Annotated in this window: 13 protein-coding genes and 1 pseudogene; 5 read left to right on the top strand and 9 right to left on the bottom strand. The window is 67.7% G+C overall.

Features of this window, described 5'->3' with window-relative positions; translation table 11 throughout:
- Positions 1-25: 25 nt before the first annotated feature.
- Positions 26-361, bottom strand: a complete 336-nt coding sequence (locus OHT74_RS39640) for an integrase core domain-containing protein (RefSeq protein WP_328623065.1) — start codon at positions 359-361, stop codon at positions 26-28.
- Positions 362-783: 422 nt separating this feature from the next.
- On the opposite strand from OHT74_RS39640, the gene OHT74_RS39635 reads away from it, so the two are divergent.
- Positions 784-1,170 (top strand): hypothetical protein, encoded by a 387-nt coding sequence (locus tag OHT74_RS39635; RefSeq protein WP_328623064.1) that lies wholly within the window; start codon positions 784-786, stop codon positions 1,168-1,170.
- 416 nt (positions 1,171-1,586) lie between these two features.
- On the opposite strand, the gene OHT74_RS39630 is transcribed toward OHT74_RS39635, so the two are convergent.
- The 4 genes from OHT74_RS39630 to OHT74_RS39615 all read right to left on the bottom strand — a co-directional run bounded on the left by OHT74_RS39630 (position 1,587) and on the right by OHT74_RS39615 (position 4,751).
- Complete coding sequence (locus OHT74_RS39630) at positions 1,587-1,910, bottom strand: hypothetical protein (RefSeq protein WP_328623063.1); 324 nt, start codon at positions 1,908-1,910, stop codon at positions 1,587-1,589.
- Positions 1,907-2,275: a DUF6247 family protein gene (locus OHT74_RS39625; protein ID WP_328623062.1), complete on the bottom strand. Its 369-nt coding sequence runs from the start codon at positions 2,273-2,275 to the stop codon at positions 1,907-1,909. The genes OHT74_RS39630 and OHT74_RS39625 overlap by 4 nt, the downstream gene beginning before the upstream one ends.
- 39 nt (positions 2,276-2,314) lie before the next feature.
- Positions 2,315-2,512, bottom strand: coding sequence for a type II toxin-antitoxin system prevent-host-death family antitoxin (locus tag OHT74_RS39620; RefSeq protein ID WP_266659371.1), 198 nt, complete (start codon positions 2,510-2,512; stop codon positions 2,315-2,317).
- A 1,951-nt stretch (positions 2,513-4,463) separates the two neighbouring features.
- Positions 4,464-4,751 carry a hypothetical protein gene (locus OHT74_RS39615; RefSeq protein WP_328623061.1) on the bottom strand — a complete coding sequence of 96 codons (288 nt, stop codon included), beginning with the start codon at positions 4,749-4,751 and terminating at the stop codon, positions 4,464-4,466.
- A gap of 612 nt (positions 4,752-5,363) precedes the next feature.
- Between OHT74_RS39615 and OHT74_RS39610 the strand changes: the two genes are divergently transcribed.
- Together OHT74_RS39610 and OHT74_RS39605 are read left to right on the top strand one after the other, a co-directional pair.
- Entirely contained in the window at positions 5,364-5,639 is a 276-nt protein-coding gene (locus OHT74_RS39610; protein WP_328623060.1) for an isoamylase early set domain-containing protein, read from the top strand.
- A gap of 196 nt (positions 5,640-5,835) precedes the next feature.
- On the top strand, positions 5,836-6,237 hold the full coding sequence (locus tag OHT74_RS39605; protein ID WP_266674738.1) for a cofilin family protein: 402 nt from the start codon (positions 5,836-5,838) through the stop codon (positions 6,235-6,237).
- 127 nt (positions 6,238-6,364) lie between these two features.
- Here OHT74_RS39605 and OHT74_RS39600 read toward each other — a convergent pair whose 3' ends face one another.
- Positions 6,365-6,814, bottom strand: coding sequence for an SRPBCC family protein (locus OHT74_RS39600; RefSeq protein ID WP_328623059.1), 450 nt, complete (start codon positions 6,812-6,814; stop codon positions 6,365-6,367).
- Between the two features lie 999 nt (positions 6,815-7,813).
- Here OHT74_RS39600 and OHT74_RS39595 point away from each other — a divergent pair.
- Both OHT74_RS39595 and OHT74_RS39590 read left to right on the top strand, forming a co-directional pair.
- Positions 7,814-8,155 (top strand): hypothetical protein, encoded by a 342-nt coding sequence (locus OHT74_RS39595; protein WP_328623058.1) that lies wholly within the window; start codon positions 7,814-7,816, stop codon positions 8,153-8,155.
- Positions 8,156-8,764: 609 nt separating this feature from the next.
- Positions 8,765-9,370, top strand: a complete 606-nt coding sequence (locus tag OHT74_RS39590) for a GNAT family N-acetyltransferase (RefSeq protein WP_328623057.1) — start codon at positions 8,765-8,767, stop codon at positions 9,368-9,370.
- A 348-nt stretch (positions 9,371-9,718) separates the two neighbouring features.
- Here OHT74_RS39590 and istB read toward each other — a convergent pair whose 3' ends face one another.
- The 3 genes and pseudogenes from istB to OHT74_RS39575 form a co-directional block, all read right to left on the bottom strand.
- Positions 9,719-10,516 carry an IS21-like element helper ATPase IstB gene (istB, locus tag OHT74_RS39585; protein ID WP_193469777.1) on the bottom strand — a complete coding sequence of 266 codons (798 nt, stop codon included), beginning with the start codon at positions 10,514-10,516 and terminating at the stop codon, positions 9,719-9,721.
- Positions 10,513-12,151, bottom strand: a pseudogene (istA, locus tag OHT74_RS39580) (IS21 family transposase). The gene istB and the pseudogene istA overlap by 4 nt, the downstream one beginning before the upstream one ends.
- Before the next feature lie 487 nt (positions 12,152-12,638).
- Complete coding sequence (locus OHT74_RS39575) at positions 12,639-13,976, bottom strand: IS630 family transposase (RefSeq protein WP_328623056.1); 1,338 nt, start codon at positions 13,974-13,976, stop codon at positions 12,639-12,641.

Below are 13,976 nucleotides of genomic sequence, written 5' to 3'. Positions count from 1 at the left end.
ACCCCCGGAGTGTGGATACAGGGGTTCATGCTGCGAGTGAGAGCTCAGCTGTCTCGTAGGGCTGCTGTTTGAACTCCATCGGGGAGAGGTAGCAGAGCGCGCTGTCGCGTCGGCGCGCGTTGTCATAGGTGAGCCACTGGAAGATTTCCAGCCTCGCCTGTCGCATCGTCAAGAACAGCTTCCCGTGCATCGTTTCTCGTTTCAGTCCCTGCCAGATGCTCTCGGCCCGGGCGTTGTCGTAACTCGAGCCGACCCTGCCCATACTCCTGCGGATCCCATGCCAGTCGCAGACCTGGGCGAACGCGGCCGAGGTGTACTGGCCGGACTCAACCGGCCAGCCGGGACCACCCGGTGTCCCCACTCAGCCACGCGAGCAAAGAGCAGCGGCAGGCCCCGACCGTTCTGCATCGACGGCCGTACGGGCCGAGAAGGCCGCACGAGGCCGACTGGAGCGCGGAAGCCTTCCACAAGGGGCGGAGGCCCTCCAGCGGTACACCGCGAGGCAAGGCACCACCGTCATCGGCCGAGCCCGCTTCGAACGCCCCCGACCCGCTCATATAGCACATCGCGCTCCCCTACGTAAGACGTGAAAAAAGGGAGATTTATCTCTAATCTGGTCCAATTGCTGGTGCGGGAAGCGATCTACCAGTCAGCCATCGCGCCCCTGTCACTCGCGGCCAGCGACTCAAATGCCAATGAAAGGTGATCCCTGTGTCACGAACCAGGTCGAGGCGAAGCGCCGTCGTTATCGCAATAGCCCTCGGCGTCTCGGCGCTGTCCTCTGTGAACGCGCTGGCCAGGCCGGTCGCGAATGACGACGTTTCGTATGACCACTGTGGCCCGCCGGGTGCATCTCCAGGCACCTACGGGTGTGACAGCCAGACCCCGGAGACCGGCACCGACCTCCAACAGAACCTGGACTTCATCAGCGCGTACCGAAATCGCCTCCCGTACAACACTCTCGACGCCAACCAGATCGCAGACCGGGGCCACCATGTCTGCAAGCACCTCGAGACGGTCGCCGAGAGCCAGGAGGTGGGGGCCTGGCTGAACGTTGGTTGGACCTGGGACGAAGCAACCTGGCTGGTAGGCACCAGCGAGAACTTCTTCTGCCCTTCGCAACGCGGCGGTGACGTGGTCATTCCCAATGCCGAACCCGCGGGTGCCTGAGACTTGGATTAATAGGCACGGAACGCAACCCACACACGAGGGGCCAGCGCCACCACCAGGCGGCACCGGCCCTCCGCAATGCCCTAATCACTGACACCGGCATAGCACCAAGCCGCCTACATGGCCCGGCGTGAACTCCACGTCGGTGCCACCGCAGCCAGTCGCAGCGTCGAGCAGCCGGGCCCGCTCCGCCTTATCCACCGCCATACCCACCGCAGCTTCGTCGCCGTCCACCCCGCACCGGACCAACACAACCCATCCAACGACGGGGGGCAGCCACTCCGCTGGATCCTATTCCGCCTGGCTCCGATCTGAGGCTGCGGAGACCGCTCTCAGCGTATCCGGGGAGGCCTGGCCGTTCGCGAAAGCCTGAAGAACAACCGCCGGGTCTCAGGTTCCAGTCGTCTAGCGCCCGGTCAGGCCCAGAACGCGTCGGTGACCGTGATCTGGGGGTCGGTGTGGCGGCGGATGAACGTGAAGATGAGCCAGCCGCGGCCGCCGGCGAGGTCAGCGATATGGGGGCCGCCGGGGCTGGTCGAGGCCAGCGGGCGCACGGTGATCCAGTGCGGCAGGGACACGTCGGCGTCGATGCCCCGGTAGTAGGGGTCTGAGGCTGTGATCAGCTCGGCGCGTGCCGCCAGGAACAGCTGCTTGCCGTCCTCGGGCATGTTCTCGAATTGCTGGAGCGCCTCTGCCGTCCAGTCCATCTTCCAGGGCGGGCGTGGGAGCTCATCTGTCACCGGCCGGGCTCCACGGCGGCCGCCTGCCGGCGCAGCCGGCTGTACTCGGCCAGGAGCCGGGCCGACTCCTCAGGGTCCTCGGACTTCGCGGCGCGGGCTTCGAGGTCGCGCAGGTGTGCTTCCAGGCCGGGGTCGCGGGCGATGGCGTACTGCGTCCACCACAGGCGCATGAAGGCCGGCACCGGGGTGAGGTTGAAGGCGTCGCCGATCGCGCGGCGCCAGTGGGCCTCGAAGTCCGGCAGTAGATGCGGGGCGTGTTCCTGGATGGCCAGGCGCAGAGCCTGGGGGGTGCGCTCGGGCATCGGCGGCACCCTGCGGGGCTTCTCGCCGCCGGGTCCGTCAAAGCGAATGGGCTGCGCTGTCATGGCGATGGGACTCCTGGTCTGCCTGCGGTCCGGCCCTTTTCAAGCCGCGTCCTGGTCGGCGCCGGAGGCCGGCGGGCGGTGCGCCATGTACTGCTCGAACCATTCGGCGGGCACAAGGTAGGCCAGGGTCTTGCCCTTGCGGGTGATCGCAGCTGGCTCACCCGCGATCCGGGTGCGGTCGAGGATCTCGCCCATCTGCTTGCGGAGGTCGATCGTCGTGTACGTCTTCGGCTCCATCCCCCCAACCTACCCCAACTATCATAGTTGCGATAGTTCAGCAGTCCGAAGACTCCCGCTCACGAAAGCCAGCTCACCCGCGCCGACGCCGACCTCGAGCGGATTCCTCGCGACAATGCTCGACCTGACTGCCTCCCACAGGACGCCTCACAGCCAGCTCCCCCCGACAGGTCTTCTGCGAGCAGCAGCCGACCATCGCCGACCGGTGCGACACCACCACCGTCACATGCACACCCGCACCCTGAGAACAGCCACTGCAGCCACCGTTCCTGGGACTCGGAGGCAGCCGGATCCCAGGCCTCGCGCACCGGGACGCATCAGTTCAGGCGCCCAGGCGGGTCGAAGGACCGATGCCGCCGCCCGGGCTGACGCAGTCGCGGCGAGTACGGCTCGCGCTGACACGACGCTCGCGAGGGCAGGCCGGAGGCCGCGGGCGTGTCCGACGAGGCAGGCGATGGCTGGTGCGGAAACTCGGCCGACCCGGCCGACTCCGCCGGGACCGGGGCCGACGACCTATTACGCCGGGCAGTGGCCACCGCGGCAACTCCGCTCATCATCCCGCCCACGGCAGATACGGCCGCTACCGACGTACTCGCCCACTCAGCCCCCGCATCAGATGCCTGAGAATCCGCAGACGTAGAAGGCGTAAACGGATCCTGCCCCGGCTCCGCTGCGGGCTGCAAAAACACATCTGGGCTCTTCGGATCCGCCTTACCCTGCCGCTTGGGCGCCGCCGTCGCCGTCGCTGGCGCCGGCTGACTTTCAGCTACCGAACGCGTCGGGTCAGATGGAGGCGGGAAGCTGGGTCCCGATCCGGTCCCCGCGTTGAACGTGTAAACGGCGAGGATCAACGCCGCCAGCCCCAGGCCGACAACCGCGCCCGCCCACAGCCACCGCACACGCCTCGTTACGGTGCCCCACGGCCGGCCTACTCCATGGGCACTCCCTACCACGATGCACCGGTACAGGGCTGCGGGCACGGCGAGGCGTCGGGTCTTGGTGGTCATGCGAGTGGCTCCTGGTCCGGGGGTGCGGCGGGCGCTGTAATCGCCTTCCACCGCCAACGGTGCGTGACTCCATTGCGCCCCAGGCGGCCCTGCGAGTCACGGCACGGAATCTCGCGGCTTGACAGCCCGAAGACGTTGCGGGCGCGCTCTCGCGGCGTGTGCGGGAGTCGCGGCGCTGGCCACTTACGCGGCCAGGCCGCGCATCGGGATTGCGGCCGTCATCAGCGCCGACGCCGGCGCATACGCCGCTGACCTCTCTTGCCGAGTCGGCAAACGTGCCCGGCGCCTCGGCAGCCACCCCCCGCAGTCCCCTGCTTCGTGCCGAAGTCAGGTGCCGGCCACGGCAGACGGTCGAGGAGCACCAGAACCGACCAGGCCGCATGGAACATGACGGCCAGAATACTGGCCGCCCGCTTCGGGATCCGGGCGAGTCTGAGCGACCCGTACAGCAGTGGTAGGCACAGGACGGTCGCCGTGGCGAGGCCGGCCCAGCGACCGACGTCAGGCCGTCCGGCAACGTTCTGAGCGACCGCGTACTGGAAGCATGTGAGGGTCAGAAGGGCAACCTGCGTCAGGACCCGCAGCCAGGTTTCGACGACTTCTGGGGGCTCTTCAGGGCCCGCGAGGATCCCCAGGTAGACCAGGACCCTCTTACCGGGGTTCAGGCGCGGCTCTTCGGGGCGCGTCCGCGCGGTGGGTTCCGGTGCCGGGAGGAGACGCGCGGGTCCGGCCCTGTGGAGCACGCGTGCCACAGATGCCAGTGCAGCTCGCCGGTGGGCATCCGTGCTGGCAGCCGGCTTGTCCAAGACGATATTGGACGCGGATTGGCCAAGGTCCGCAACCGAAACGGCAATACCGACCACACGACCTCGTGAAAAGGCTGCCCGAGCACGCGACGGGATCTAGAACGGCACGTGTCCCACACCGTCCCGGCCTGGCTAGGCTCACGGGGGACCAGCTCGGCGGTGGCCGTCCGCGGCCGGTGGAGGGTGATGCTTCGGCCCCGTCACGCGCTCGGACAGATCATGGCCCGTGACCGCGCGGGCGTAGGCGTACAGGGCGGCGATCACTTCGGTACGGGTACGGCGGCCGGCGAGGACCTCCATCTGGTAGCCGTCCTCCATAGCGACGAAGCTGGCGGCGAGCAGGCGGGGCGGGTCCTGGAGGACGAAGTGGCCCTGGGTCTCGCCCTGGACCAAGATCCCTGAGCACACGGCGATCTGACGCTCCATCAGCGTGCTGTCGAGTGCGGCGGCCTTGGCGTCGCGCAGGCAGCGGGGCCAGTACTCGAGGAGCAGCCGGGTCAGTGCGTCGTCGGGTCCGCTGGCGACGCGCCCTTGCGACCCGGCACCACCCGGGCGCTGCGTAAGACGACTTACGCACCCCCCTCACCCCCAGCGCCGCCGCACCCCTGTCCTCCGGCTCAGATGCCTCGGGCCGACCGCCGGCAGGTGCGTAGCGACCGGGCAGAACCAGCCCCACCAGCCGTGCTTTAGAGTTCAGCCCCGTACGGCCGGATGACTCGCGGCCGTTGTCGACCATGGCCCGCCGCGCACCCCGCCCGTGCGGTGGCCCTCCCAGAGGGGCCGGCCGCCAACCCCGTGCGCGGCCGACCCCCACCTTCGCGGCGCCTCAGCCGGTCATCCGCCGCTACCGCCCCGATCGGCCTGGCCCTCCTGTCTGCGCGCTCGATGGCGTGCCAGACGACGTTGCGGGAACAGGCTGCTCCGCGACCGGGCGGGTGACCTGCGCCCCACCGACGGCCGTGTACCGCGGAACCCGGCTCGCGTACGCGCAAGGATGCATGGACTCGTTCCCCGTCTTCTTCGCCACTGGAGTGTTCAGTGCTCGAACGCAAGCAGACCAAGGGCCACACCCAGGTCACCTTCATCCTCCCCGAAGACACCCCTGACGGGCCGGTCAGCGTCGTCGGAGACTTCAACCACTGGAACCCCGCCGCCCACCCCCTCGAGCCCCGCGGCGACGGCACCCGCGCCGCCAGCGTCACCCTGCCCGCCCACAGCACCCACTCCTTCCGCTACCTCGCCGCCGGCGACTACTGGTTCAACGACGAACACGCCGACAGCCACGACGGCACCAACAGCCACATCCGCACCTGACCAACGACCCAGACCTACCCGTCCCCGGCCGGCCAGGCGCAGCCGGCGTTCCGGGGCGCCTGCGCTCTCGTCGTTGCACCAGTCGTCACTCGGGGTCCAGGTAGCAGAAGGAGCCGTCTTCTCGCTCCGCATGACCACTGTGACCCTCCGCTTACCGCCTTGATTGCCAGGCCCTGACCACCGAGGTGAGACCCCTGTGAGCAGACCGGTTGGTCTTTCGGAAGGCAGCCTTGCTGCCCTGCAGCATCTGAGGGAGACGCGGGAGATCAACACCGTGATCCTCCGCTACGGGGACGTCGCCGGTGTCCTGGTCCCGGAGGTTGCGGGCAACCTGACCCATGACGAGCTGCTGGCGTCCTTGCCTGCGGACGAACCGCGGCTGATCGTCCATGAGCTGTCCTTCGCCAGCCCGGAGGGCACGCGAAGGAACGAGCGCCTGCTGATCTTCTGGATGCCGCCGGAAGCCAGGGGGCAGGAGGAGACGTACACGGCCGGGTACACCGCGCTGAAGGAGTTCCCCACCGACGCTCACGTCCACCTCACCGCCAGGCGGGCAGACCAGCTGGAGTATCAACGGCTCGTCGCCCTGGCCGACTGAAGGCTCATACGGCTGCCGGGGCCGGGCGCCCGGCACGACCGCGGCCGCCGCGCCGGTTACTGCGCGGCGGCCGCCAAGCCTTCACCTCAATCGGAACACATCCCTCCGGTCGGCTCGAGGAGCCGGGTCAGACCTGGCCCCGCCACTGTCCGGTGGCGGTGCCGCGGTCTTCGATGAAGTGCTTGAAGCGCTTCAGGTCGCCCTTGACCTGCCGGTCGACGAAGCCGAGCTTGTCGCCGATGTTCTCCGCCATCCCCTCGGGGTCGAAGTCCATCATCAACGTGACCTGCGTATGGGTGGGATCGATGCGCTGGAAGGTCACCAGGCCGGACTGCTCGCCCTCGCCTGCGACGGTCACCCACGCCACCTTGGCGTCCGGGATCTGCTCCGTGATCTCCGCATCGAACTCCCGCTTCACACCGCTGATCTTCGTCACCCAGTGCGTGAGCGTATCCGTACGCTGCTCGATCCGCTCCACCCCGACCATGAACTGCGGGAACGACTCGAACTGCGTCCACTGGTCATACGCCGTACGCACCGGAACCTCGACCTCGATGGACTCCTTGACCTGAGACATGACGCGTCTCCTTTGATCTGGGGCGGTGAAGCGGGAACCGGGCGGTCTCGGGCCTGTCCGACCCCCGCAAGGGCACCCGCATCCGTGCCCGCTCACCGCGCGCCTGCCCCGGCAACCAGGTGGTGACTCACCGAACGAGTCCACTTCCCGGACCAGGCAGACCCCAGCAGTCGCGACCCGGGCGAGATCAGGCGGTCCGTGGTTCCACGTACTACCCCGCACGCCGCCGACCACTAAACGGTGGTTTGCGCACCCTGGCAGCGGCGACGGTCAGGAAGGCGGGTGCCGCCGGCCGGGGCTGTGCGGCGGCGACGCGTGACGGCGGCCGCTGCTGCCCGACCGGCAGCACCACAGGGAAGCCAGGAAGACACCGACGTGGCAGGTGCGCTCCTCGCCCTGCCATCACACTCATTCCGCCCGCGATGACCACCACGACCCGCCCCACACCGCCCGGAACCACCCGCACAGACCAACATCTCCCGGTCCGCACCTGCCCCAGGCGCGCCGTCCGTCCGGCCGGCCGCGGGCAGCCGGCCCGTGGTGTCGTGGAGGCCGAGGACGATGAGCTGCGATCAGTGTGCCCGCACCATAACCCTCAGCATCCGTGTCCCCAGCCTCCGTGCGGGGACGGTGCCCGCTGCCCCCTATTGGCGAGGAGTGAGCGCAGCGGTGGGGACTTCAGTGGGACCCGCGGCCTGTACAGCGTTGTCCCCGACACGGCGCCCGCCGGTGGCCGCCTTCGGGTCCTCCATCGCGTGGGCGGCCCGCCGGGGATTCGGTGGGCAGCACCCCTTGCCTCGCCTTCCTGCGGCACATAGCTCACGCATCCGTCTTTGTCGAGACACGTCTTCTCGGGGCATGACCAGAGTCGTCCACTCGGGCCTACTTGAGATGTGCCCATTTCCAGTCCGCGTGGCACACCGCGAGGCCGAGCCCGGATCTCGCCGTCACATCTGCAGGGCGGGCTTCACTCCGCCGGCACTACGAAGGACCACTGCCATGAATTACAACTTCGGCAATTCGACAAGTTCCGAGCACAGGCACGGCTGGAAACTCGGTATCAGGATGGGCCTGGTCCTGACCACCCTGGCATCCGGTGCGATGCTCGCGACCTCTGCTTCCGCTGCCATCGCCGCCCCCGCCTCGGCGGTCACCATGGTCACAGACGACGATTCCGGCAATATTCCGCGCAAGTCCTTCCAGAATCCGAACGTGAATTCGACGAGAAATCTCACCTACTACAGCCCCCACACGATCATGCCGCCGAACGACCCGTTTCCCCCGGTATGCGACAAGAAGCCCTACCTCCCCAATTGCCCGCTCGGAACGGTAATTCCGTAGCCGCACCCGGAAGGAAACCAGGCGGCGCGCCCGCGCCGGCTGCCCGAGCGTGGCTGATCAAGCACGGCGAGGCCAGCCAGCGGTCCGGGCGGGACGGCTTCGCGTCGCGCAAGGTGACGTGCGAGCCTGCGCCTAGCGTTGTCCCCGCCGTGGACGAAACACTCCATCTGCTAGCCACATTGCTCGACAGCGTGACCGAGCCACGGCTGAAGCTCATCAGCGAAGACTAGGCCCGCGCGCTGATGGTGCTCCTCGGGCTGCTCGAGGACACTGAGCAGAGCGATGACATCCGCCGGGCCGCAGGCGAGATGCGGTTCCGTCTCAGCTCATGCCTCGCCCGCCTCTGACACCACGCCGTCTGGGACTACGGGCACCGGCTCCACTCGAAGGTCCCTCTATGTGGCTTCGTTGATGTCTGGGGACAGCGTTTATCGACGGCTTCCGGAGGCAGTTAGTGATCAACGAGCTCGGAGATGTCGAGGAGAAATGACGGCACTGCCGTGTCCGCGAAGCGGGATGTCGGCGCAACAGGTCAACGTGTCCCACTGGGTACAGCCGAACGTGCACAGGTCCAAGGCGACGCTCAGGGATGGATCTCGGTTGTCCCGCATGTCGAGCGTCTACGATCGGCGCCATGCCCCGTGGCACGACGGCTCGTTCGCCCGTGAGATGGTTGCTGTCATGACTGTTGGCGCGCCGGGCAGCGAGGTTCTACTCGAGACGAGTCGGCTGCTGCTCAGACCTTGGCGGGTAGACGAGGCTGTCGTCCAGCGTGAACTGTGGACCGAACGTGATCCACGAGTGCCGCCGCACCGCCGAATCGACGCGGACGGACACCCCACGGTCGCGGAGCTCGAGGATTCGATCCGCACCAACAAGGTGTGGTCGACCGGGTTGCTGGCGGTCGAACGGAAGTCGTCTCGTGACGTCATCGGCTATTGCGGGCTGGTCGACAGCGGGCGAGGATCGGTAGGGGAACCGGAACTGGCATTCGAGCTGCTACGCCGAATTTGGCGTCAGGGATACGCGACCGAGGCCTCGTTGGCGGTTCTGGAATGGGCGCGATCGTCTGGGTACGAACGTCTGTGGGCCACCGTCTGGGACTGGAACACTGCTTCTCGCAGAGTGCTGGCCAAGGTCGGGTTCACCGAGACCGATCGGAAGGAAGTGGACGCGGTACACGGGACCACCTTGTTCACCACGAGACGGCTCTGACACACCCGACGTTTGACCTTGCGGACGGATCCGTGCAGGGCCGCCTGGCGACAGGTGTCCCCATTCGCGTCGGCAGGCAGAAGCGGATGCGGCACACACTCCACGCCAGGGCGCTGGGGACGGAACATCACGGTGCCCGGCCGGGCCGTTCTCATGGGTCTCGCCGAGCCCGGTGATCGGATCGCGGTCGGCTGAAGCGTCGCACCTGTCTCCGCCCGTCTCATCGTCAATCCGCACGACGCTGTGCACGTCAGCTGTACTCGGGGGTGCACGTTGACCCGCACGCCGACACGGGACGGCCAGCCGCCCGTCGGGACGGCTGGCCGTCGAGGCAGGTAGCGGCAGGGGTCAGCCAGCCTTCGCGGGTTCTTCGGCTCGTGCTCGGGTGCTGGCGAGGCGGTAGGAGTCGGTGCCGGTCTCGATGATGGTGCCGTTGAACGTCAGCCGGTCGACGATGGCCGCGCACAGCCGCGGATCCGTGAACGTCTTCGTCCAGCCGCCGAAGGACTCATTCGAGGCGATTGCGACGCTGTTCTTCTCCTCGCGTTCGGTCAGGACCTGGAAGAGGAGTTCGGCGCCGTGGCGGTCGAGTTCCATGTAGCCGAGTTCGTCGATGCAGAGCAGGTCGACGCGGCCGTAGCGGGCGATGGTCTTGTTCAGCTGCTTTTCGTCGGCGGCCTCGACCAGCTCGTTGACCAGCTTCGTGGCGAGCGTGTAGCGGACGCGGTAGCCCTTCATCGCGGCCTCGGTGCCCAGCGCGATGAGCATGTGGGACTTGCCGGTGCCGGAGTCGCCGATGAGGCAGAGGGGCTGGCTCTTCTTGATCCACTCGCAGCTGGCGAGGGTGTGGATGGTGGCCGGGTCGATGTTCGGGTTGGCGTCGAAATCGAAGGACCGCAGCGACTTCTCCCGAGGGAAGCCGGCTGCCTTGATTCGCCTCTCCGACCTGCGGCGGGCTCGGTCGTCGCACTCGGCCATCAGCAGTTCGGCGAGGAAGCCGCGGTAGGTCATCTGATCCTTCATCGCCCGGTCGGCGATGTCGGAGAACTCGTTGCGGATCGACGGCAGCCGCAGCAAGCGGCAGGCGGAGTCGATCGCGGCGTCGGCGGCCTGCTCGGTCAACCCTCGCTGTCGGGGCATGGTCACTGCGCTTCTCCCTCACGGTGGCCGCTGCCGCTGGTGCGGCGGCGTCGGAGCAACTGGTCGTAGTGAGACACCGAAGGCAGCGGCCTGGTGTCCGGCGGAAGATGCGCGAGCCGCCACTCGTGCAGGGACGTCACCGTCGCCGACGGCTGGCCGAGGGTCCGGGCATCCGGTGCGGGCTCGGTCTCAACCTGGGCGGCCTTGCGGGCCTCCAGCGCGACTGCATCCGCGGTCATGGCCCCGGCCCGCAGGGCCGCGGCTAGGCCGGCGACGACATGTTCGTGTGTCATATGGCGTCCGAGTAGCAGCACCTCGATGAGCGCGCGGGTGCCGTCCCGCTCACCGTGGATCTTCATGGCCTGGGTCCACCAGGCGTCGTGGACCGGGGTGAACTTGCCGGCCGAGCGGGCCTGTTCGAGAGCGGTCGAGCGGGGGAAGGCACCGGGCTTGCTGGACCAGGACCTCCAGGTAGTGGTCCAGGTCAAGACGGACGGCGCCTTTGGCGATCAGCCGCTCGTGCCGGGCCACCTCCACGTTCTGGTCGTAAACCACCAGGTGAGAGGCGTGAAGGATGACCCTCACCCGCTTGCCGATCAGCCGGATGGGGACCGAGTAGCGGTTCGTGCGGACCGGGATCTGGCCGTAGCGGTCGACTCGCGGGGTGAACAGCCGCCCGGTTTCGAACGGCTCCTGAGGCAGCGGCATCAGCAGCGGTCGTTCGAGCGCGAAGTCCTCGGCGATGGTCCGGGACCTGGAGCCGATCCGGCGGGCGTCGTCCTGCCGGTCCCACTGCTCGACCATCTCGTTCAGCTCGGCGAGCGAGGACACCTCGGGGACCGGGACGAAGTGGTTGCGTCGGAAGTAGCCGATCTGGCCCTCGACGCCGCCCTTCTCGTGGGCGCCCTCGATGCCCGGACGGCAGTAGAAGCTCTCGATTCCGTAGTGCGACTTGAACGCGATCCACCGGTCCGCCTCCACCCTCGCCCGGCTCAGCCCGAGCACGCGGGCAACGGCCGCCTTGAGGTTGTCGTAGCGAACCTTGCTCCGCGGGACCCCGACCAGCGTCCGCAGCGCGTGGACGTGGCTTTCGAAGAACGCCTCCTGGCCGCAGGAGACGAACATGCGATGGACGGCCTTGCCCGAATATGACAGGCGGAAGGAGAACAGGTAGCAGGTCACCAGCTCGCCGGCGAGGCGGATCGTCACGTCACCGAAGTCGACCTCCGCCTCGTGACCGGGCTGGTGGGTCTGCGGGACGAACGCCTCAAGCGGGGCCTTGCCCGACTCGACCAGGATCTCGGGCTTCCGGGCCGCGACGTAGTAGCGGACCATCCCGTAGGAGACATCGGCGCCGTGTTCCTCGACCAGCCGATGGAAGATCCGGGTGACCGTGTGCCGCTGCTTGCGCGGCGCGTCCAGGTCCGCCCGCAGGATCTCGTCGATCACCGGCTTGTAGCGGTCCACTCCGGTCGCCCGCGGCGGCAGCCTCTTGCGCGGCTCCGGCCAGGACGAGTCCAACGCCTTCCGCACCGTCCGCCACGTCACGCCGTGCTTGCGCTCAAGCTCCCGCATCGACATGCCGCCACGGTGGTCACGCCGGATCGCCGCGTACAGCTCGACCTTCGACATCCGCGGCATGACCAGCACCGTTCACCAGGAGCATCCCGACGCTGCCCTGGCAAGAACCCCGGTGCCTCCCAAACTCGTCGACATCACCCATCCGTGGAACAGGGCGCCTCCCAAACCCATCGACAAGCGACGTCGCTACTGCTCGATAAAGCCACCCTGTCCAAGCCCGGTTCGGAGACGGCATTCCTCTACGACGGGACCCCACTGAGGAGGCCGCGGGGCACCTACGAGTTCGGCTCCTCGCTCAGCCCGCAGTTCTGACGGTCCGCCGGGCGTCGCGGTGATCCGCCGGAGATCACGGGCGGCGCCCGACCCCCGTCATCCGGAGCCGCCGAGAACTCCCGGGGCGGTTCACTCCTCCTCTGGCCGGAAGACCGGCACCCACACCCCCTCCGCCGCCTCGCGGGAGGTGACGCGCAGGGGCCTGCCGATGCGGACGAATCTCTGACTCAGGTCACTAGTGTGATGCGTCAGAAATGGCGGCTCTAAGTAGCTGTCAGGTATTGGTGGTTGGCGGGCTGATTTTGGTGAGGTAGTCGGCGAGGGAGTGGAGGATCTCGTCGGCGGTCTTGGTCCAGGCGAAGGGCTTGGGGTCTTGGTTCCACTGCTCGATCCAGGCTTGGATGTCGTTCTCCAGTGCCTTGACGGAGGTGTGGACGCCACGGCGTAGGAGCTTGTCGGTCAGCAGGCCAAACCACCGCTCGACCTGGTTCATCCAGGAGGAGCCTGTGGGGGTGAAGTGGATGTGGAAACGCGGGTGTTTGCCGAGCCACGTCCTGATCTCGGGGGTGTTGTGGGTGGCGTAGTTGTCGCACACCAGGTGCACGTCGAGGCCGGTGGGCACGGCCTTGTCGATCCGGATCAGGAACCTCTTGAACTCGATGGCGCGGTGGCGGCGGTGGAGCTCGGATATGACGGTGCCATCAGCGATGTTGAAGGCGGCGAACAGGCTGGTGATGCCGTGCCGCAGGTAGTCGTGAGTGCGTCGCTCGGGCATGCCCGGCATCATCGGCAGCACCGGCTGGGAGCGGTCCAGCGCCTGGATTTGGGACTTCTCGTCCACGCACAGGACCACCGCCTTCTCGGGCGGGTTGTGGTACAGGCCGACGACATCGACGACCTTCGCGATGAACTGCGGGTCGGTGGAGAGCTTGAAGGAGTCCTGGAGGTGCGGCTTGAGGTCGAACTTCTTCCAGATCCGGCCGATGGTGGATTTCGACAGGCCGGAGTGCTGGGCCATCGAGGCTCGCGACCAGTGCGTGTCCCTGCCCGGGGTGGATTCCAAAGTAGCGGTGAGTACGTCCTCGACCCTGTCGAGCAGGATTGAGGGCGGCCGGCCGGGACGCGGCTCGTCCGTCAGCCCGTCCAGCCGCAGCCGGACGAACCTGGAACGCCAACGGTTCACCGTGTTGTGCGCGATACCGAGTTCGGCAGCGATCTCCTTGTTCGTCCCGCCTTCCGCGCACCGCAGCACGATCCTCGCCCGCAGCGCAAGGAACTGCGCTGTCTTCGCCCGCCGCGTCCAGCGCGTCAGCTCCGCCCGCTCGGCATCGGACAGCACCAGCTCCGGCTTGCGCCGGCCCGGCCGCGGCTCATCCATCAGCCCCGCCATCCGCCGGGCCGCGAACCGCGAGCGCCACTTGCGTACCGTCTCCGCGGACACCCCGGAGCCTGTCGCCACAGAGGTATTCGACTTCCCCTCCGCACAGGCCAGGACGATGCGGGCTCGCTCCGCGGCACGAGCCGACACCTCGCCGTCCGCCCAACGCAGTAACTCAGCACGTTCCTCAGCGGACAGTACGACTTCGACAGCACGAGGACCTCGACGCGACAT

Source organism: Streptomyces sp. NBC_00354 (assembly GCF_036106915.1).
Classification (GTDB): domain Bacteria; phylum Actinomycetota; class Actinomycetes; order Streptomycetales; family Streptomycetaceae; genus Streptomyces.
The sequence above is the reverse complement of the archived record's forward strand: the minus strand, read 5'-3'. Positions and strand labels throughout refer to the sequence as shown.